This window comes from Shewanella aestuarii, assembly GCF_011765625.1.
Taxonomy (GTDB): Bacteria; Pseudomonadota; Gammaproteobacteria; order Enterobacterales; family Shewanellaceae; genus Shewanella; species Shewanella aestuarii_A.
Genome location: NZ_CP050313.1, coordinates 1,585,990 through 1,605,155, shown reverse-complemented (window position 1 = coordinate 1,605,155; position 19,166 = coordinate 1,585,990). Strand labels below are relative to the sequence as shown.

Below are 19,166 nucleotides of genomic sequence, written 5' to 3'. Positions count from 1 at the left end.
GTGTTTCAAGACCGACTGAGCTAACGACCCATCTTGGTTTATTAACCTTTACGGTTAACTGGAACAAAAGCCAACTGCCTGTGTTTCAAGACCAACTGAACTAACGCCCCATCTAATTTCGTTAACCATCAATGATTAACTGGAAAAGTAACTTATTGGCTATGTTTCAAGACCTACTAAGTTAGGGTTCCATGAACATCTTAAATTGCTTTAAAACATCCCTCAGAATGATGTGCCGTTCTGAGGGCGCCTATAATACCGTTTTCATTTTGTCATGCAAGTGCAAATTTCCAATTTCTTGTTGTTTGCATGAAAAACAGACTACGAGGGTAATTTTTAGCTAATGTTAGCCGTTCAATGCTGCTAGTTGCTGCTGTGCTAAGCGCGCAGATGCACTATTAGGGTATTCTTTCAACACCTTATTATAGAGTGCTTTAGCCCCTACTGGATCATTATCTTTTTCTGCAATCATTCCAAGCTTAACCAAACTGTCACCACGCTTGTTGGAATCTGCAAATTGACTCACAACGGTACTAAATGCAGCCTTGGCTTCTGCATGCTCACCTTTGTTGTATAACAACTGACCTAACCAATAATTTGCATTCGCTGCATAAGTTGATTGAGGATATTGTTTAATAAAGCTTTGGAAAGCAGGAATGGCCTCATCATATTTACGATCTTTCAAAACTAAGTTAACTGCAGCCTCATAACTCCCCGTTTCACCCAACGATGATGTAGTGATGGGATTTGCAGTATCATTTTCAGCAGATGACGAAATAACTGGCTCGGCTTTACTTGATAAATTGGCAATATCTTCGTAAAGCTGACGTTGACGCTGTAGCATCTGTTCCATTTGATAATTTTGTTGTTCAGTAATGCCTCGTAAATCCAACACTTCTTTTTGCAAGGCATCTAGACGACGCTGCATATCGAATTCACCTTGTTGCTTTGCTTTAATGATGCGCTCTAATCTTGCGATTCGATCATCACTTGAACCACCAGCAATGTCTTCTACTGGCGCAGGAGCTGCAACAGCAGAACCGGCGCCTAAGAACATTGCCGCAACTAATACGGCATATTTCATTTTTATCTCCTAACAGGCCAAGTTAAAACTTTGACCTTCCTGCATTAACCCTTAGTAAACTAAAACACCACGACGATTTTTAGCAAAACCACTATCAGTACGTGAAAAGTCTAATGGTTTCTCTTCACCGTAACTAACAATACTCATTTGGCTGGGTTGTACACCCATGCCTTGTAGGTATTTTGCAATTGCCTTAGCACGACGTTCGCCTAGTGCAATGTTGTATTCCGGTGTGCCACGCTCATCGGCATGACCTTCAATGAGTACACGAACATTTGGGTTTTCAACTAAATAGTTGCCGTGTGCCATTAAAATTTCAGCATTCTCAGTTTGTACTTCACTTCGATCGAAATCGAAATAAATGATGTTCTCACGGCGTAATGCTTGCTCTTTTAAACGCTGCTGCTCTGCTGGACTTAAAACAGCAGTTGCACCACCCGTTTCAACACCACCATTAGAAGAACCATACTCTCCGCTGGTTGTGCCTGAAGTAGACCCACTAGCATCAGTTTCAGAGTCTGAAGTTGAGCTACAGGCACCGAGAGCCAAAAGCGGAACTGCAACCATCATAGCTTTGAACAACTTATTCAGATTCATGTTAATTCCTTATCAATACTTAATTAAAGAAATGGAGACCAGGCAGGAGATTTAACCTCGCCTTGTCCGACAGGCAATCTTGCCTTAAAACGACCATCCGTAGAAACGGCGGCTAATACTTGTTTACCTTGGTGAGTCGTACCATAAATGACCATAGTGCCATTGGGAGCAATGCTTGGAGACTCATCAAGTTGTGTTGAAGATAAAACCTGCATAAAACGTGTCGCAAGATCCATTCTGGCAATATTAAAACGGCCATTGGTACGATTTACAAATATCATACTACGACCATCAGGAGTCACGGAACCGCCTAAATTCCATTCACCCTCAAAGGTCATTCGAGTCACTTTATTAGTTGCTAAATCAACTCGATATAATTGTGGTCTACCACCTCGCTCAGAGGTAAATAAAATAGATTTACCATCTGGAAACCATGACGGTTCAGTATCAATAGCATAATGATTAGTAATTCGTTTAATCGCTTTCGTTGCTATATCAATGGTGTAAATCTCTGGTTGGCCATCTTTGGACAATGTCACGGCTAGCTTGTTTCCATCAGGAGAGAAGGCTGGTGCACCGTTAATACCATCAAAACTGCTCACTAAAGTGCGGGTTTGGGTATAGATATCTTGAACAAAGATTTCAGCTTTACGGTTTTCAAAACTCACATAAGCTAATCGACGGCCATCTGGTGACCAAGTAGGAGACATTAATGGCTCTGGTGATCGTAATAACATCTGCTCGTTAAAACCATCATAATCAGCAATCATTAAATGGTAAGGAGATTTTTCACCTTGCTTAACAACTACATAAGCAATACGCGTTAAAAATGCCCCACGAATGCCCGTTAATTTTTCATAAACGACATCACTAATTCGATGAGCATATTGTCTAAATTGATTGGCATTGATTACAGTCTCACGACTTTCTAGCAATAACTCACTTGCCGCAATAGGCCCTTTACCGGATTGTAATTGCGCCTTGACTAGATCAATTAATTCAAAGCTCACTAAATATTGATCGCTTCCATAAGGTTTTACCGAGCCAACCACTAAAGCATCAGCAGAAACAGTTGACCAATTGTCAGCAGTAAATTGTGAAACTGAATGAATAGCTTGCTGCGGTAAAGAACGCACATCCATTGGATTAAATGTGCCGCTACGTGATAAATCTGACATCACAACATCTGAAATAGATGCGGGTGCAGTGCCTTCTCCTTGCCATACAAACGGAACAACTGCAATCGGACGCGCGGCATCAACACCTTCAGTGATGACGATATCTAATGCAGCTCGAGCTGGTGAAGTTAACACGATACAGATCAGTGCAAACCATTTAACCAAGTTTTTCATGATACTCCTCTATATTCCTTGCATACCATTACGCAGAGATATTAATTAAATTCAGGCGAAACCGTTAAGTTAATTTCTTTTAACTTGTTATATACATCAGCTTCAGTCGATACAGGTAAACGACCAGCTTTATTAATCGCAGCTTTTGCTGCTCGGCATACTACTTGATCGCCATCAAGGGTTTGACTTGACGTTACAAAACCATCTTGTGCTAAGCGAATAAATACCCGACAACTCTTTCCGCGCATTGATTCATCGACAACTAAATTTCGTTGAATCGTGGCTCTGATCATCGCAGTAAAACGATCAACTTCTGACATCACTTGTCTGTTTCTGGTTTGTGACAAAGCGGCTTGCTCTGCGGCTAAAGCGTCGGCCATTTCTTGTTCCTGGCGTGCTTTGGCTTCCGCTTCGGCTTTGCGTTTACGTTCAGCCTCCGCTTTTTGTTTACGCTCTTCTTCTGCTTTTTTGGCCGCGGCTTCTTCTAGCTTACGTTTTTCAGCAGCTTTAGCAGCAGCTTGTTCAGCTAACAGTTTTTCCTGTTCTTTTTGCTTACGCGCTGCTTCAGCTTTATCCGCTAACTCTTTTTCTTGCTGCTGCTTTATTTTAGCTGCTTTAGCTGCTTCATTGGCTTTTTGGGTTTCCAGTTCTTTTTGCTTACGCTCAATTTCCAAATTCTTTAGACGTTGCTGTTCTTGCTCACGCGCTTTACGTGCTTGATTAGCTTGTTTTTCTAATTCTGCTTGGCGTGCTTTTTCTTTATTTTCAGCATCTTGTTTTTGCTTCTTAAGCTTTTCAACGTGCTGTGCAATTTGCTGCTGGTCCACAACAACCGCCTTTATCGCAGGCGCACTTGGAGCTGATGGCACCGGCTTAGGCTTGTCTTCAAAACTGATACCTAATGCAAGAATAATAATCGCACCAATATGAATACCTGCAGAAATGCCTAATGGTATTTTTAAATTAGCTTGATCAGCCACCTACTTCTCCTTGGGTGAATCAGTCATTAATCCTACAGCAGGCACACCGGCATGCTGCAGACTAACCATTAATTGAATAACGCTTTCATAAGCAATACTTCTATCAGCTTTAACCACCACCGGACGCTCGGGCTCAAGCTGGATCATTGCACCGACTTGAATACTAATTTCTTCTAAATCAAGCGGTTCACTATTTGAGCCAGTTCCAACATTTAAATAGTACTCGCCTGCTGCATCAATAGAAGCAACAATTGGTGGTTTACTTTCTGCGGGCAATGGCTCGGCCTTACCTTGAGGCAATTCAACCTTAACGCCCTGAGAAACAATTGGAGCGGTGACCATAAAAATGATCAGCAATACCAACATTACGTCGATATAAGGGACAACGTTAATTTCGGCAACGGGACGGCGACGCTTACGCTGGTACATTACACAGCTTCCTTATCGCTGTAGGCTTGACGTTGCAAAATATTTGAAAACTCTTCCATAAAATTGGCATAGGCTATTTCTAACTTTTCAACTTGTGTAACAAAGCGGTTATAGCCTATGACCGCAGGAATAGCGGCAAATAAACCCATTGCAGTTGCAATCAAGGCCTCTGCAATACCAGGGGCAACCATGGCTAATGTGGCGTTTTCAACAGCACCAAGAGCAATGAATGAGTTCATAATCCCCCAAACAGTTCCAAACAGACCAATATAAGGACTGGTTGAGCCAATTGTTGCTAATAAGGGTAAGTTATTTTCAAGCTTTTCCATCTCGCGAGATAAACTCACACGCATAGCACGAGATGTACCATCCATAACCGCGTCAGGTGACTTACTATTTACTTTTATCAAGCGAGAATATTCTTTAAATCCTGCAACAAACATGGCCTCAAGACCAGTGTTAGAGTCTCCCCTTGCCGTTAATTCTTTATATAGGCGATTTAAATCAACCCCAGACCAAAAAGTATCTTCAAAACGTGCAGACTTAATTTTTGCCATGTTTAACATTTTTCTGCGCTGGATGATAACCGCCCATGAAACAATAGAAAGCCCCAGCAAGGTAAGCATAACTAATTTGACTAACACACTGGCTTCTAGAAATAGGCCAATAAATGAAATTTCAGCGTGCACTATTAAACTCCTGAACGATATTTGCTGGGATGGCTCGGGGACGCATTTTAGATAAAGACACACATGCCACTAGGACTGTTGCTTCACAATAACATTCACCTTGCTGATCGACTAAACGCTGCTGAAATGTCAGCGACGCTTTTTTTAAAGATGTGAGAGAAGATTCAACAATAAATTCTTGCTCAAATTTTGCAGCTTGACGAAAATCTAATTCAGCGTGTTTAACTACAAAAGCAATGTCATCAGCCAATAAATTAGTTTGGCTAATCCCCATCGATTTAAGCCACTCTGTTCTTGCTCGTTCGAAAAACTTGAGATAGTTGGAATGATAAACCACTCCACCTGCATCTGTATCTTCATAATAAACAGAAATTGGCCAATTAAACGTCATTGAAATCAATCATTCTTTGCTAGCAAAAGTTGACTTACTATACCGAGTAGCAAGTCAGTTGTGAATCATCTGTCTAGGCTAAAACAGACTTTATTTAATGCAAAACTGACAAAAATGAAGCAATTGCCTGAATATGCGCCTTAGATGAAGATTGTTTAATGTTTAATGGGTTTTGGCTGCCCTCTCATTGTATTAAAAAGCAACTAGTAACATATTAATGTCAGCTGATTTATATTCTCACTGCTTATGAATTTAACGTATAGACAGAAAGTATTTTTATATTAAAAGATATCGTCAAAAAATAATAATGACTGCACATCAACACTACTTTAATTGAATCTTAAAGACCTAACTGGCTATGGCTGATGTTCAAAATTCATTTCAAGCAGTTCCTTAGCCACACAAACTCATATTTTTGAACAAATTTATAGCCAAAACCACAAAAAATAAATGACTAAAACAAAGCGTTTTGAATGAAAAAACCTTCACTTACGATATTTTTTAACATATTGACATTAGCAGCAATGCAACTTATCCGAATAAATATGCACCCTTTAACCCACTTTAATACCAAAAGTCTTTATTGTCAGTCAATAATGAAGGCTAATCACTAAATCAAACCTTATATATAGATTAGTTTTACTAATGGAAAGGTAAAATTTTTCTAGCTTGTTCAATTAGAGCATTCAATCTACTATAGCCTTGTTTTCGAGATACATCACTTGATGTAGAAAACAATGAACTTCAAGTTGGTGTTTGTGAAACATCAATTTATCCATAGTTCGTATGCTTGACTTCCTTCCTTCAATTTGTTGATTGCAAATTATTTAGCCCACTCGGTTTGAGTGGGTTTTTTTTATCTTTTTCCGCAACAAAAAAGACCTGAAGAAATTCAGGCCTTGATAGTTTCATATAAAAAACCGTTTAGATGGGTTTAGTAATTTTTATCACTACACGACGGTTAGTCTGACGTTCAGCCTCTAGATCATTACCTGTTACGTGACGCTTTTCGCCATGACCTTCAGTAATAATCCGATCCTGAGAAATGCCACTGGCAATCAATAGATCTTTTACTGAGTCAGCGCGTTTTTCAGATACGCGTTGATTGATACTTCGCCCACCAAAACTGTCTGTATAAGCATCGACAAGCACTAGCTCTACATCAGGATCGTAGGATAAGTATTCTTGCACCTTTTTAAGCTGATATTTTGAAAATCGCGTTAACTCTATGCCACCTTCTTGGTAGTTTAATACGGTAAAGGCAATATCATCAAAACTATAAGGTAATAAATTAGCCAAACATGAACGAAAATCTCGGTATTTACTAGCAAAGTTTGCCGCTGAAATACCAACAGCCACTTTACTGTCGCGGTTATACCAATCAGCATAATAAAAAGTTGGTTCACGACCTTGGCTTAGCTCATTTAGCATGGCCCAAGCCGCTTTTTTAGGTACTTCACCATTGAACTGCTTTTGATATTTTAGCGAAGTAATTGATTTCGCGGCATCACCGGGGCGCCATGATGGAGCGCGGCTAATCAAAGTCGCATCGGTTACGGCATCGGGTTTTTGCCACATATCTAAAGTAAACAATAAATTGGTATCTTTGCCTGCTTTACTTGAAAAAATCGCCTTACCGTATTCAGGAATATCGTGTTCTAAACGACACTCTATCGGGTTGTTTTCACCAATTCGCCATGCCGAGTTTTCTAAAGAGGCAACATAATGGCGCAGATCAGCGCTGGCAGACGCACTGATACACAAGCTAGATAATAAAAGTAATTTTTGCCACATAATGTCACCTTACATTGTCGTTACACTCTCTTTATCGGCGCATATTTTTATTTCTAAAGTACAAAGTTCAACAAAAATCGACATCAAACATGACACTCAGGCTGAGTTTAAGCATAATACCCCACCTAACAGCGGTAGCATCATCAGTCGATGACACGTTCATCCATAGAACCAGTTATAAAAGGGTAAGAATTTACATGAGTGACATTTGCGACAGCAATAAATTTAAGCATCGTTTCCGCGGTTATTTCCCGGTGGTGATAGATGTTGAAACAGCAGGCTTTAACGCTAAAACCGATGCCTTGCTTGAAATTGCAGTCACCATGTTAAAAATGGATGAACAAGGCTATATCAGCTTAGACAAAACGCTGCATTATCATATTGACCCATTTGAAGGTGCTAATCTTGAGCCTGAAGCGTTAGCTTTTAATGGCATAGATCCAACCAATCCTCTTCGAGGCGCGGTGGATGAAAAATCAGCTTTTTTAGAAATATTCAAAGAAGTTAAAAAAGCCCAAAAAGCTGCTGATTGTCATCGCAGCATTATTGTGGCTCACAATGCCGCATTCGACTTAGGCTTTGTCAATCAGGCTATCGAGCGTAACAGTCTTAAACGTTCTCCATTTCACCCTTTTGCTAGCTTTGATACTGCATCTCTTGCCGGTTTAGCCATAGGTCATACAGTACTGGCAAAAGCGTGTAAGATGGCCGGAATCGATTTTGATAGCAAAGAGGCTCATTCCGCTTTGTACGATACAGAGCGGACGGCAGAGTTATTTTGCCATATTGTTAATCGCTGGAAAGATTTAGGTGGCTGGCCACTTGCCACGCCAGAAAATGATCAACAAGCTGAAGAAGATAAACAAGACAGTGAAGACTAACTAAAAATCTGTATTAGGCTGATTGATATAGAAAACAAAAAAGCTGCCTAGGCAGCTTTTTAAACATCAAACAAACTGATTATAGTTTGTCAGAATTGTCTTTTAAGTAAGCAGCAACACCTTCAGTGCTTGCAGTCATACCTTCATCGCCTTTTGACCAACCAGCCGGACAAACTTCACCGTGCTCTTCATGGAATTGAAGTGCGTCAATCATACGGATCATTTCATCAACATTACGGCCTAATGGTAAATCGTTAACCACTTGGTGACGTACTTGGCCTTCTTTGTCTACTAAGAATGAACCACGGAAAGCAACACCAGCTTCTGGATGCTCAACATCATAAGCTTTACAAATTTCGTGTTTTACGTCAGCAACCAAAGTGTACTTAACTTGGCCAATACCACCTTTATCTACAGGGGTGTTACGCCATGCATTGTGAGTGAACTGCGAGTCAATTGACACACCAATTACTTCTACACCACGTTTGGTGAACTCTTCCATACGGTGATCAAAAGCAATAAGCTCTGATGGACATACGAAAGTAAAATCTAAAGGATAGAAAAAGATAACAGCTGGCTTACCTTTAATTGCTGTTGCAAGGTTGAAACTATCTACAATTTCACCTGAACCTAATACTGCAGCTGCTGTAAAATCAGGGGCTGGACGGCCTACTAATACGCTCATTTTATATCTCCATTAATGGCTTTATTAAAAATCCCAAGGGCTTGCGCTATACCTTACCTCTTATTTGCTCTGCCGATAAGCAGTTTTCAATGAATTTTGTTTTACATGCTGAAAAAGCCAACATCACAACCATGCTGTTACTGGGGTTATGTTACATTTGCACTACAAAATCCGATACAAGCTACTTAATCTGCTTTTACAAACAAATAGTATCTCAGTAAAAATAACCAAAAAATCGCTATGCTGCTGGACAACGCCGCTAATAAGCGTCATAAATATGCGTTTATCATATAAAAGAATGAATTGTAATGAATGCTGTTGTGATTGCGGTGTGCCTAATGCTCGCATTAAGTTTTGCCCGAATTAATGTTGTTATTGCCTTAACCATTAGTGCTTTAGTTGCTGGTTTAGTCGGTGGCTTAGATATAACTGAAACCATCAAAGCGTTTAATGATGGCTTAGGTGGAGGCGCTCAAATTGCCCTAAGTTACGCATTATTAGGTGCGTTTGCTGCAGCCTTATCACACTCAGGGCTAACAACACTAATATCAAACTCAATTATCAAAAAGTTGGGTAAAGAACCAAATAGCACCAATACTCAAGTTGTTAGATGGATGATATTAGTTGCAATTTTGGCAATGGCAATTTCATCACAAAATATTTTACCGATTCATATCGCGTTTATTCCGATCCTTATCCCACCTTTATTACATGTTTTATCATCGTTAAAAATTGATCGACGTTTAGTCGCTTGTTTATTAACGTTTGGGTTAGTGACAACTTATATGATTTTGCCAATTGGCTTTGGCGGCATCTTTTTAAATGACATCTTATTGGCCAACTTAAACAGTAATGGCCTAGAGGCTGTCCAATCACAAATACCAACCGCAATGCTACTCCCTGCTTTTGGCATGGTAACTGGGTTATTGATTGCCATGTTTATTAGTTATCGTAAGCCGCGTGAATATCAAATTATTGAACAAGAAAAACAAGTTGGCGAAAACACGCCAACCATAAATGGTAAGAGTATTGTTATTTCTCTAGTTGCCATTGTGGCAACATTAGTTGTGCAATTAAAAACAGACTCTATGATTTTTGGTGCATTGACAGGTTTTATTATTTTCCGTTTTTCGGGCATTATTAAACAACATGTTGGCCAAGATTTATTTAATCAAGGCGTACACATGATGGCCAATATTGGCTTTATTATGATTGCAGCAGCAGGTTTTGCAGCGGTGGTTAAATCAACAGGAGAAGTCACCACCCTTGTTGCCTCGCTCAGTGATTTTATTGGTGATAATAAAGCACTCGCTGCCATATTAATGTTGATTGTCGGATTATTGATCACCATGGGTATTGGCTCTTCCTTCTCTACCATCCCAATTATTGCCACTATTTATGTCCCGTTAGCATTAAGCTTTGGATTTTCAGTACCTGCTACTATCGCATTAGTTGGAACTGCCGCAGCATTAGGCGATGCAGGCTCACCGGCTTCTGATTCCACCTTAGGTCCAACCGCAGGCTTAAATGCCGATGGCCAGCACGACCATATTCGTGACAGTGTGATCCCGACCTTTATTCACTACAACATTCCACTGCTAGTTTTTGGTTGGTTAGCCGCTATGGTACTTTAGTTTTATATTAACTCTGTACTGTTATACATAGCATAAGCTTTTAACATCAATGAAAAAAGGGAGCCAACTGGTTCCCTTTTTTCATGTCGTTCAAACAAGCTAACGGCAAATTGTTAGCTTAGTCAGCTATTATTTTGTGCCAAATATCTTGTCACCCGCATCACCCAAACCTGGCAAAATATAACCCTGCTCGTTTAGGCAATCATCAATAGCAGCTGTATAAAGTTCAATATCAGGATGCGCCGCTTCTAGCGCTTTAATCCCTTCTGGTGCCGCCACTAATACCAATGCTTTAATAGAAGTGCAGCCGCGTGATTTTAATAGATCAATTGTTGAAATCATTGAACCACCGGTTGCTAACATTGGGTCAACCACCAGCGCAATGCGCTCATCGACGTTACTGACTAACTTTTCAAAATAAGGAACAGGCTCTAAAGTTTCTTCATCGCGGTAAATACCTACCACAGAAATTCTTGCACTTGGAATATGTTCAAGTACCCCGTCCATCATACCAAGACCAGCACGTAAAATTGGCACCACAGTGACTTTTTTACCTTTGATTTGATCAACTTCTACCGGGCCATTCCAACCATTAATAGTGACTTTTTCTGTTTCAAAGTCTGCTGTCGCTTCATAAGTTAGTAAACTACCAACTTCGGTTGCCAATTCACGAAAACGTTTAGTACTGATATCGCCCTCGCGCATGAGTCCAACTTTATGGCGAATAAGAGGATGCTTCACTTCAACAACTTTCATTTTTCTCTCCCAGCTTGTCAATATATGGCCAAATTCTTTAAATGTTAGTTCATTTATCCCACCTATAAAACATAAAGTTTTATAAATACTGTAAATCGTGAACTAACCCATTAAAAATCGACCAATTAGATGTTTTATATGGCGGATAAAGCAAAATCATGACTTTCGAGTGTCGGCACAAGCTGATAGAATACCGCCGCATAAAATCCCTTAAAACGATGTACCCGAGAGGATCCTCCGTGAGCACTCCAACACCTTTAAGCTACAAAGATGCCGGCGTTGATATCGATGCAGGTAATGCGCTAGTAAACAACATTAAATCTGCGGTTAAACGCACTCGTCGTCCCGAAGTTATGGGCAATTTAGGCGGTTTTGGCGCACTGTGCGAATTACCAACTAAATATAAACACCCAGTATTAGTTTCTGGTACTGATGGTGTGGGTACCAAACTTAGACTTGCCATTGACTACAAAAAGCATGACACAGTAGGTATTGATTTAGTCGCTATGTGTGTTAACGACTTAATTGTATCGGGCGCTGAGCCATTATTCTTTTTAGATTATTATGCAACTGGCAAATTAGATGTTGAAACTGCAACATCCGTTGTGAGTGGGATTGCAGAAGGTTGTGTTCAATCTGGTTGTGCATTAATTGGTGGTGAAACCGCTGAAATGCCAGGTATGTATGAAGGCGAAGATTACGATTTAGCAGGCTTCTGTGTTGGTGTCGCTGAAAAAGCTGACATCATTGATGGCACAAAAGTGAAAGCGGGTGATTCACTCATTGCATTAGCATCAAGCGGCCCTCATTCAAATGGTTATTCACTTATTCGTAAAGTATTAGAAGTAAGTCAAGCGGATCCTCAACTCGATCTTGCTGGCAAGCCACTTATTAATCACTTACTTGAGCCAACAAAAATTTATGTTAAGCCATTACTAAAACTACTAGAACAAACAGAAGTTCATGCAATGGCACATATCACGGGTGGTGGATTCTGGGAAAATATCCCACGCGTTCTACCTGATAATTGTAAAGCGGTTGTCAAAGGCGACTCTTGGGAATGGCCAGTAGTATTCGACTGGTTAATGGAGAATGGCAACATTGCTAAACGCGAAATGTTCCTAACCTTTAACTGTGGTGTCGGCATGGTGATTGCCTTACCTTCAGACAAGGTTGATGCTGCACTTGAATTATTAAAAGCTGAAGGCGAAAATGCTTGGTTAATCGGTGAAATTGCTTCTCGTCAAGCAGACGAAGAACAAGTGGAGATTATCTAATGTCAGCCAGCTGCCGAGTTCTGGTATTAATTTCTGGTAATGGAAGTAATCTTCAAGCCATTATTGACGGTTGTGATGATAATTTGAATGCTGACGTTGTCGGCGTTATCAGTAATAAGCCAGATGCTTATGGCCTAGTTCGCGCTCATCATAACGAGATTGATACCAGTTGTGTTATTGCACATGTCGGTGAATCCCGTGAAGAATATGACGAGCGCCTGTCTGCTTCGATTGAAAAATATCAACCTGATTTGATTGTGCTAGCAGGCTTTATGCGCATCTTATCTGATAAATTTGTTCGTCGCTATTTAGGCAAAATGATTAATATCCACCCATCATTGTTGCCTAAGTATACTGGTTTACACACTCATCAACGTGCAATAGACGCTAAAGACACAGAGCACGGCGCAAGTGTGCACTTTGTGATCCCTGAGCTTGATGCAGGCCCGGTTATTTTACAAGCCAAAGTACCTGTATATCCAGAAGATGATGTTCAAACATTGGCTGCGCGAGTTCATGAACAGGAACATGCAATTTACCCATTGGTTGTAAAGTGGTTTAGTTTAGGCCGATTAGCCATGAAAGATAATCAAGCCTTCTTAGACGGAGAATTGATTGGCGCTAATGGCTATGCTCCTGATTAATTAGTAAAATATTGAGTCAAAAAAAATCTCGCCAAGGCGAGATTTTTTTATATTAGTCACGGTTCAATCCAGAACCTGAAATAGGAAACTACCTAATAGGTAACGTCATACTGGCAAACATTTCATCAATCAATTGTTGATCACGTAACGCTACGGCTTTTTCAACCACATCTCGCGATAAATGCGGCGCAAAGTGCAGCATAAAATCATACATATAACCCCGTAAAAAACTGCCTCGTCTAAAGCCAATTTTAGTCGTACTGTGAGCAAATAAATGACTAGCATCAATTGCAACCAAATCTTTATCAATATTGGCATCTATCGCCATTGATGCGATCACGCCAACCCCAAGTCCTAAACGCACATAGGTTTTAAGCACATCGGCACTGGTGGCACTGAATACGACTCGAGGGTCTAAGTTAGCGCGCTTGAATGATTTTTCTATTTCAGATGCCTTATCAAAACCAAAAACATAAGTAACTAAGGGGTATTGAGCAAGATCTTCAATAGAAGGTTTTGTTATTTTCGCTAAAGGGTGATCTCGTGTCACTACGATAGAGCGATTCCAATGATAACAGGGCAGCATAATTAAATCGGTATATAAATGCATGCCTTCAGTTGCAATAGCAAAATCAGCATCACCTCTTGCAGCCTGCTCGCTAATTTGACTCGGTGTCCCTTGATGCATGTGCAAGTTTACTTTTGGATAGCGCTTAATAAACTCACGAATAATCTGCGGTAATGCATAGCGCGCTTGGGTATCTGTCGTTGCAATATTCAACTCGCCTTGATTGGGCTTAGTATATTCTTCAGATACCTTTTTGATGCTTTCAACTTTACTCAAAATATCATTAGCAATATCAATAACCTGCTGTCCTGCTGGGGTCACATGAGTTAAATGCTTGCCACTTCGACCGAAAATTTGAATCCCTAACTCATCCTCCAACATCCGAACCTGTTTACTGATCCCGGGCTGGGATGTGTATAAATTTTCAGCCGTCGAAGACACATTTAGGTTGTGTTTAACCACTTCGGCAATATATCTAAGTTGCTGCAACTTCATACATGATTCCCTTGCTATTATATTGATTATATGTAAAAAAGGTTTCGGCTAAGTAAATCTCAATTGGCACTACTATAACCATTAGTTCTAGTTAAATAGAAATGTAATACAATTAGCTATATGTAACAAGAGAAAAACATTGATATATCATGATAAAAATTAATCTACATCATGCTGAAGAGTAAAACTGAAATACAAAAGTATGCCAGATAACGCAGTTTTAATTCACTTAAATATCTCAGCCAATATTTTTATTACTAAATGGACTTACTTTTCAACGACAGTCGCTATAACTTACGCTAAGATATAACAATATTTGGATTTTAATCTTTATTGGTTTACCGCAATAAGTTGATGCTTAGTTTCTAGCACCAGCAATAACAATGACAACACGGAAAATCTATGTCTTTAATTCTCATATTACTGCTGATTGGTGCGTTACTTTTGCTCATCATCGGCTTTAGTATTATTCAACAACAAAAAGAGCGTGCCGAAGCAGAACGCAGACAAGAAATATCTCGTCAACGAGCCATTATTGATGAAACAGAAGCTGTTTTGGCTAACACTGGTATTGCTTCATGTTCAAGCCACATTATTCTTGTGCTATATAAGCGCATTAAAGATGCCTTAGAGCAATCCATTTCATTCTCATCTGGTCAACAACTAGCTGATTACCAGCGTAGGTTAACCGATATTAACAACCAAATAGCCAGTCTTACTAATACTTCGCCTCAAATCCCCCAGTTGAAAGTTTTCGCTTACCTGATAATGACCGGCAAGTTCTTGATTTAGTGAAGACACTTAAAAAATTAAAAGCCATTTTACGAGCTGAACATAATAAAGGAAAAGTTGACCCTGTTGTTTTCAGCACAGAAGAAGGACGCATAGATAGCCTACAACAACGGATCAATGTGGAATCGATGATCACGCGTGCTCGTGCTGCCTGCTATATGAAACAATATGGATCAAGTAAGCAGATGATCACCAAGGCATTAGGAACTCTTCACCTTATTAAAGCACAAACGCCTAATGATCCGTTTATCACACGTAAAGTGGATGAAGCCAAACAACTGCTCGATGAAATCATGGGAGCGCAAAAATCAGCTGGGCCAGCTGAATCTCGCTCCCAAAAAGAAGATGATGATGACTTAAATATGTTATTCCAGCCAAAAAAGAAATGGTAATAACATTGATATAAGCCCATATATAAAAAGCCTCTAACAAGAGGCTTTTTTTACGGGATTATGTTTCAACTAGCTAAGTTTAAACAGTTATAACAACTCATTTTCTTGAGCTTGTTTTAGCATTTCTTTTTGCTTACGACGTCTTTCTATCACCTGATTAACATCGCTACCAATATGCGCTTCACCACGTTGTTTAGCCAACTGTACCTGGCGCTCTCGCTCAATAAACCTTTGTCTTTGTTCAGGTGTGATTTTATCAACACAATGCGGACAGCTCACCCCTTGTATAAAGGCTGGGCTTTGCTTTTCTTCTTTGGTTATTGGCATTCGACACGCATTACATTGGTCGTACTGACCTTTTTCTAATGTGTGGTTAACCGCTACACGATTATCAAACACAAAGCACTCACCTTTCCACATGCTTTCTTCTGGCGACACTTCTTCTAAATATTTTAAAATGCCACCTTCAAGGTGATAAACCTCATCAAAGCCCAGCTCTTTTAAATAAGCGGTAGACTTCTCACAACGGATCCCTCCGGTACAGAACATAGCAACTTTCTTATGCTTAGCCGGATCTAGGTTTTGTTTTACATACTCAGGAAACTCACGGAATGTGTCTGTGACGGGATTCACTGCATTTTCAAATGTGCCAATTTGAACTTCATAATCATTACGAGTATCAACCAATAAAACCTCAGGATCTGAAATTAATGCGTTCCAATCCTTAGGTTTAACATAAGTGCCAACCACTTTACGTGGATCAATACCTTCAACCCCCATAGTGACGATTTCTTTCTTCAACTTTACTTTAGTTCGATAAAAAGGCATTTGATCATCAAAAGATAATTTAGTAACAATATTATCTAATCCAGGTTGTGAATTTAACCAAGCTAATAAGGCATCAATACCCGCTTTTTCGCCAGCGACTGTGCCATTAATCCCTTCTTGAGCGAGTAATAATGTGCCTTTAATACCATGATTTTCCATAATATCAAGTAGCGGTAAGCGCACCGTTTCGAAGTGAGGTAAAGCAACAAATTTATATAACGCACACACAACAACTTGTGAATGTGATTGACAGTCTGAACCTGAGTTTTGCATTTTTATCTCCGCTGGCTGGAACTTAATTTCCAGTGCATAGGGCGGCGAAGTGTGAGCCGCATCAAAAAAAATCGACCGAATTATAACTAAATCACAAAAAATTAACAGACTTTATCAGTAATGACTTAATTTAATACTTCGAACCCTATTACCAATCAAGATTGCGAAGCCAATTTCAGGTAAGATTATTGAATTAGATTAACGAGTTAGGAAAAAACGTTGAATTACTTATATTCTTTCAGGCGCTGCCCTTATGCAATGAGGGCACGAATAGGGCTGCATTTGAGTCGGTTAAATCCTGCCGTCAGAGAAATTGAGTTAAAAAATAAGCCAAGTCATATGCTTGAAATCAGCCCGAAAGGCACTGTGCCCATATTGGTTTATCAAGGTGAATCATCACCACAAATCATTGCTGAAAGTATTGATATATTTAAATTTGCCATCAATCACTTCCCTACTGATACCAGCCCTTATTTAAACCAAAAACAATACCAATTACTCCAGAAAAGTCTTAATGATGAGGATTCAAATAACTTGATTTTTGTACATGACAGCCAATTTAAACCTTGGCTTGATAAGTACAAATATGCTGATAGACACCCACAAATGAGCCAAATTGAATATCGAATACAAGCAGAAGTATTCATTAAAGAGTTAGAAGCTAAACTCACAAAGAATGAATATTTATTTGCCGCTAGTCCCACCTTTGCCGACTTTGCCATTTTCCCTTTTATTAGGCAATTTGCAGCGGTTGATCAACAAGCCTTTGCAATCAGTAACTATGTACACACAGAAACATGGTTAGCTAAACTCATCTCAAGCGAGCTATTTATACAGGTTATGAAAAAGTATCCTATCTGGTTACCTACTCAAGAAACCATATATTTAAAATAGTCAACTTACAGATGATAAGTGGACATACTCTATAAAAACAGTCAATTATGCTTACTTTTTCTAATTACAAAAAATTTATTTCTTGCTAGAATAAGCATAGTTTGTATCAATTAACCCAATCATAAGATGGATTTTTATTATTAACGGTAATTTGCACTAAAATGGTTACCATTAAGATAGTCATTGCATAAAGGCAAAGGAAAGTGACATGAATAATATGGATATTATGTTAGTTTTACTTTTGATATTGCTGTCGATGTTGCACATATTATTTTGCTATCGAGCGGTTACATCAACTGCACATATCACTAATGTAAAAAAATGGACTTGGGGTGTCTGTAGTTTAATGCTGGGGCCACTCGGTTATTACGCCTTTCAAAATCTTCTCCCCCTAGAGTCTCTCGAATAATAGATCCCAAAATAAGCACTCATAGAGTGCTTATTTTCTATAGACCCACATTTTATATTTGTCGACTAAACTGACGTCCTGGCTTTAAGGCTTTAATTGGCGCCTTAACTGCAGGGGTACCCACATATAAAAATCCGACAATTTGATCGGCTTCATTCAAACCTAAACTTTGATGAACATTTGCATCAAATGCGAAACCGCCAGTACGCCAAACTGCACCTAAACCGATTGAAAACGCTGCTTGTTGCATTGCCATAACAGCGCAACCTGCGGCAATCTGTTGTTCTAAAACCGGTACCTTGGGATGATGTTGAGTTTTAGCAACGACAATAATGACCAAGGGGGCCCTCATTGGCATTTTTGCCGCTTTCTCAATAAAAGCGTCATCTGCATTATTGGCTTTGGCAGCATTAATAAAAATGTCCGCTAATCGAGTTAGCCCATCTCCTTGAGCAAGAATAAATTCCCAAGGCGTTAATGCCCCATGATCTGGCACCCTTGCACCAGCATTTAGGATAAAATCTAATTGCTGCTCATTTGGGCCAGGGGCAATCAATCTTGGCGCTGATTGACGGGTTAATAATAATTCCGATGCTTGCAAGTTACTTATCCTTTGTCGTTATAATTTAACTGATAATAACAAATGTCCCAGCAATTAGGTGGGTTATTTTGACTCAGACTGAGTTTGAAGTTTGTTGAAAAATCGCGCTAAATAATAGTCAACACTTAAATATCTTCCCCCACCGATAAAAAATAACGCTAACAACATAATGAAATAAGTAATGGCAAATTCAATACCATTATTTAAAATCACAAAATTACCTGAGCTTGTTAGCCAGTCATAATTACCATGCTGCTGAAGGATCTCTTTCGCGGCGGCAAGCTTCTCACCGGCTTGTTGTACGTTATCATTTGCAAGCCATGAGCTAGCATCGGCAATCGCCAACCATCCATTAGGCCAATGCACTGCAAAAGCCGCAACAAGCATTGTGACCATCATAGGAATAGACACCAACCGAGTTGCCAAACCTATAAGCAATAAAAAGCCCCCAAATAGCTCGGTACCTGCTGCTAATGCGGTCAGTAACTCTGGCATAGGTAAGCCTAAACCCCATTCAGAATTACCAAACCAGGCCGCCGTATTATCAAAATGTGATAACTTGTTGTATCCAGCTTGCATTAATACTGGGGCTAAATAAATTCTTAATGCCAGCGGGGCTAATCCGTCTAAAGAAGACAATTTTTTTAATATGTGGTGATAAAGCTCATAGAGGGTGTTCATGTGGTGTCCTTGTTATTTTCTTTAATCAACACAATAAAGC

General features: G+C 39.6%; 19 protein-coding genes and 1 pseudogene. 6 read left to right on the top strand and 14 right to left on the bottom strand.

Annotation, left to right across the window (positions count from 1 at the left end):
- Window positions 1-346: 346 nt before the first annotated feature.
- From ybgF to HBH39_RS07250, 8 genes are all read right to left on the bottom strand, one after another.
- A complete protein-coding gene (ybgF, locus tag HBH39_RS07285) occupies window positions 347-1,084 on the bottom strand; it encodes a tol-pal system protein YbgF (protein WP_167676952.1) in 738 nt (245 codons plus the stop codon).
- Between the two features lie 51 nt (window positions 1,085-1,135).
- A complete protein-coding gene (pal, locus tag HBH39_RS07280) occupies window positions 1,136-1,681 on the bottom strand; it encodes a peptidoglycan-associated lipoprotein Pal (protein ID WP_167676949.1) in 546 nt (181 codons plus the stop codon).
- A gap of 23 nt (window positions 1,682-1,704) precedes the next feature.
- Window positions 1,705-3,033 (bottom strand): Tol-Pal system beta propeller repeat protein TolB, encoded by a 1,329-nt coding sequence (gene tolB / locus HBH39_RS07275; RefSeq protein WP_167676947.1) that lies wholly within the window; start codon window positions 3,031-3,033, stop codon window positions 1,705-1,707.
- A gap of 41 nt (window positions 3,034-3,074) precedes the next feature.
- On the bottom strand, window positions 3,075-4,013 hold the full coding sequence (gene tolA / locus HBH39_RS07270; protein WP_167676945.1) for a cell envelope integrity protein TolA: 939 nt from the start codon (window positions 4,011-4,013) through the stop codon (window positions 3,075-3,077).
- Complete coding sequence (gene tolR / locus HBH39_RS07265; RefSeq protein WP_167676943.1) at window positions 4,014-4,442, bottom strand: protein TolR; 429 nt, start codon at window positions 4,440-4,442, stop codon at window positions 4,014-4,016.
- The gene (gene tolQ / locus HBH39_RS07260; RefSeq protein WP_167676940.1) at window positions 4,442-5,131 is read right to left on the bottom strand and encodes a protein TolQ; all 690 of its coding nucleotides are present in this window, start codon (window positions 5,129-5,131) and stop codon (window positions 4,442-4,444) included. The genes tolR and tolQ overlap by 1 nt, the downstream gene beginning before the upstream one ends.
- The gene (gene ybgC / locus HBH39_RS07255) at window positions 5,121-5,522 is read right to left on the bottom strand and encodes a tol-pal system-associated acyl-CoA thioesterase (RefSeq protein WP_167676938.1); all 402 of its coding nucleotides are present in this window, start codon (window positions 5,520-5,522) and stop codon (window positions 5,121-5,123) included. Before ybgC ends, tolQ begins: the two co-directional genes overlap by 11 nt.
- 924 nt (window positions 5,523-6,446) lie before the next feature.
- Window positions 6,447-7,316: a flagellar protein MotY gene (locus tag HBH39_RS07250; protein ID WP_167676936.1), complete on the bottom strand. Its 870-nt coding sequence runs from the start codon at window positions 7,314-7,316 to the stop codon at window positions 6,447-6,449.
- Between the two features lie 197 nt (window positions 7,317-7,513).
- Between HBH39_RS07250 and rnt the strand changes: the two genes are divergently transcribed.
- Entirely contained in the window at window positions 7,514-8,197 is a 684-nt protein-coding gene (gene rnt / locus HBH39_RS07245; RefSeq protein ID WP_167676934.1) for a ribonuclease T, read from the top strand.
- Window positions 8,198-8,276: 79 nt separating this feature from the next.
- Here rnt and HBH39_RS07240 read toward each other — a convergent pair whose 3' ends face one another.
- Window positions 8,277-8,882 carry a peroxiredoxin gene (locus tag HBH39_RS07240; RefSeq protein ID WP_167676932.1) on the bottom strand — a complete coding sequence of 202 codons (606 nt, stop codon included), beginning with the start codon at window positions 8,880-8,882 and terminating at the stop codon, window positions 8,277-8,279.
- Between the two features lie 308 nt (window positions 8,883-9,190).
- Here HBH39_RS07240 and HBH39_RS07235 point away from each other — a divergent pair, with 308 nt between their 5' ends.
- Entirely contained in the window at window positions 9,191-10,516 is a 1,326-nt protein-coding gene (locus HBH39_RS07235) for a Na+/H+ antiporter family protein (RefSeq protein ID WP_167676930.1), read from the top strand.
- A gap of 129 nt (window positions 10,517-10,645) precedes the next feature.
- Here the strand turns inward: HBH39_RS07235 and upp are convergent, their stop codons facing one another.
- Window positions 10,646-11,272, bottom strand: coding sequence for a uracil phosphoribosyltransferase (gene upp / locus HBH39_RS07230; RefSeq protein ID WP_167676928.1), 627 nt, complete (start codon window positions 11,270-11,272; stop codon window positions 10,646-10,648).
- Between the two features lie 239 nt (window positions 11,273-11,511).
- Between upp and purM the strand changes: the two genes are divergently transcribed.
- On the top strand, window positions 11,512-12,549 hold the full coding sequence (gene purM / locus HBH39_RS07225) for a phosphoribosylformylglycinamidine cyclo-ligase (protein ID WP_167676926.1): 1,038 nt from the start codon (window positions 11,512-11,514) through the stop codon (window positions 12,547-12,549).
- Complete coding sequence (gene purN, locus HBH39_RS07220) at window positions 12,549-13,193, top strand: phosphoribosylglycinamide formyltransferase (RefSeq protein ID WP_167676924.1); 645 nt, start codon at window positions 12,549-12,551, stop codon at window positions 13,191-13,193. Before purM ends, purN begins: the two co-directional genes overlap by 1 nt.
- Window positions 13,194-13,281: 88 nt before the next feature.
- Here purN and cysB read toward each other — a convergent pair whose 3' ends face one another.
- Window positions 13,282-14,256 (bottom strand): HTH-type transcriptional regulator CysB, encoded by a 975-nt coding sequence (cysB, locus tag HBH39_RS07215; protein ID WP_167676922.1) that lies wholly within the window; start codon window positions 14,254-14,256, stop codon window positions 13,282-13,284.
- A 402-nt stretch (window positions 14,257-14,658) separates the two neighbouring features.
- Between cysB and HBH39_RS07210 the strand changes: the two are divergent.
- Window positions 14,659-15,440 (top strand): annotated as a pseudogene (locus HBH39_RS07210) (hypothetical protein).
- Between the two features lie 87 nt (window positions 15,441-15,527).
- Here HBH39_RS07210 and HBH39_RS07205 read toward each other — a convergent pair.
- Window positions 15,528-16,541, bottom strand: a complete 1,014-nt coding sequence (locus HBH39_RS07205) for a rhodanese-related sulfurtransferase (RefSeq protein ID WP_167676920.1) — start codon at window positions 16,539-16,541, stop codon at window positions 15,528-15,530.
- A gap of 219 nt (window positions 16,542-16,760) precedes the next feature.
- On the opposite strand from HBH39_RS07205, the gene HBH39_RS07200 reads away from it, so the two are divergent.
- Entirely contained in the window at window positions 16,761-17,435 is a 675-nt protein-coding gene (locus HBH39_RS07200; protein ID WP_167676918.1) for a glutathione S-transferase, read from the top strand.
- Between the two features lie 461 nt (window positions 17,436-17,896).
- Here HBH39_RS07200 and HBH39_RS07195 read toward each other — a convergent pair whose 3' ends face one another.
- Window positions 17,897-18,445 (bottom strand): NAD(P)H nitroreductase, encoded by a 549-nt coding sequence (locus tag HBH39_RS07195; protein WP_167676916.1) that lies wholly within the window; start codon window positions 18,443-18,445, stop codon window positions 17,897-17,899.
- 63 nt (window positions 18,446-18,508) lie between these two features.
- Window positions 18,509-19,126 (bottom strand): HvfX family Cu-binding RiPP maturation protein, encoded by a 618-nt coding sequence (locus tag HBH39_RS07190; RefSeq protein WP_167676914.1) that lies wholly within the window; start codon window positions 19,124-19,126, stop codon window positions 18,509-18,511.
- Window positions 19,127-19,166: the final 40 nt, after the last annotated feature.

Excerpts from the sequence above, each read along its gene's own strand:
- ybgF (WP_167676952.1), bottom strand. The coding sequence starts at position 1,084 with ATGAAATATGCCGTATTAGTTGCGGCAATGTTCTTAGGCGCCGGTTCT.
- pal (WP_167676949.1), bottom strand. The coding sequence starts at position 1,681 with ATGAATCTGAATAAGTTGTTCAAAGCTATGATGGTTGCAGTTCCGCTT.
- tolB (WP_167676947.1), bottom strand. The coding sequence starts at position 3,033 with ATGAAAAACTTGGTTAAATGGTTTGCACTGATCTGTATCGTGTTAACT.
- tolR (WP_167676943.1), bottom strand. The coding sequence starts at position 4,442 with ATGTACCAGCGTAAGCGTCGCCGTCCCGTTGCCGAAATTAACGTTGTC.
- ybgC (WP_167676938.1), bottom strand. The coding sequence starts at position 5,522 with ATGACGTTTAATTGGCCAATTTCTGTTTATTATGAAGATACAGATGCA.
- HBH39_RS07250 (WP_167676936.1), bottom strand. The coding sequence starts at position 7,316 with ATGTGGCAAAAATTACTTTTATTATCTAGCTTGTGTATCAGTGCGTCT.
- rnt (WP_167676934.1), top strand. The coding sequence starts at position 7,514 with ATGAGTGACATTTGCGACAGCAATAAATTTAAGCATCGTTTCCGCGGT.
- HBH39_RS07240 (WP_167676932.1), bottom strand. The coding sequence starts at position 8,882 with ATGAGCGTATTAGTAGGCCGTCCAGCCCCTGATTTTACAGCAGCTGCA.
- HBH39_RS07235 (WP_167676930.1), top strand. The coding sequence starts at position 9,191 with ATGAATGCTGTTGTGATTGCGGTGTGCCTAATGCTCGCATTAAGTTTT.
- upp (WP_167676928.1), bottom strand. The coding sequence starts at position 11,272 with ATGAAAGTTGTTGAAGTGAAGCATCCTCTTATTCGCCATAAAGTTGGA.
- purN (WP_167676924.1), top strand. The coding sequence starts at position 12,549 with ATGTCAGCCAGCTGCCGAGTTCTGGTATTAATTTCTGGTAATGGAAGT.
- cysB (WP_167676922.1), bottom strand. The coding sequence starts at position 14,256 with ATGAAGTTGCAGCAACTTAGATATATTGCCGAAGTGGTTAAACACAAC.
- HBH39_RS07205 (WP_167676920.1), bottom strand. The coding sequence starts at position 16,541 with ATGCAAAACTCAGGTTCAGACTGTCAATCACATTCACAAGTTGTTGTG.
- HBH39_RS07190 (WP_167676914.1), bottom strand. The coding sequence starts at position 19,126 with ATGAACACCCTCTATGAGCTTTATCACCACATATTAAAAAAATTGTCT.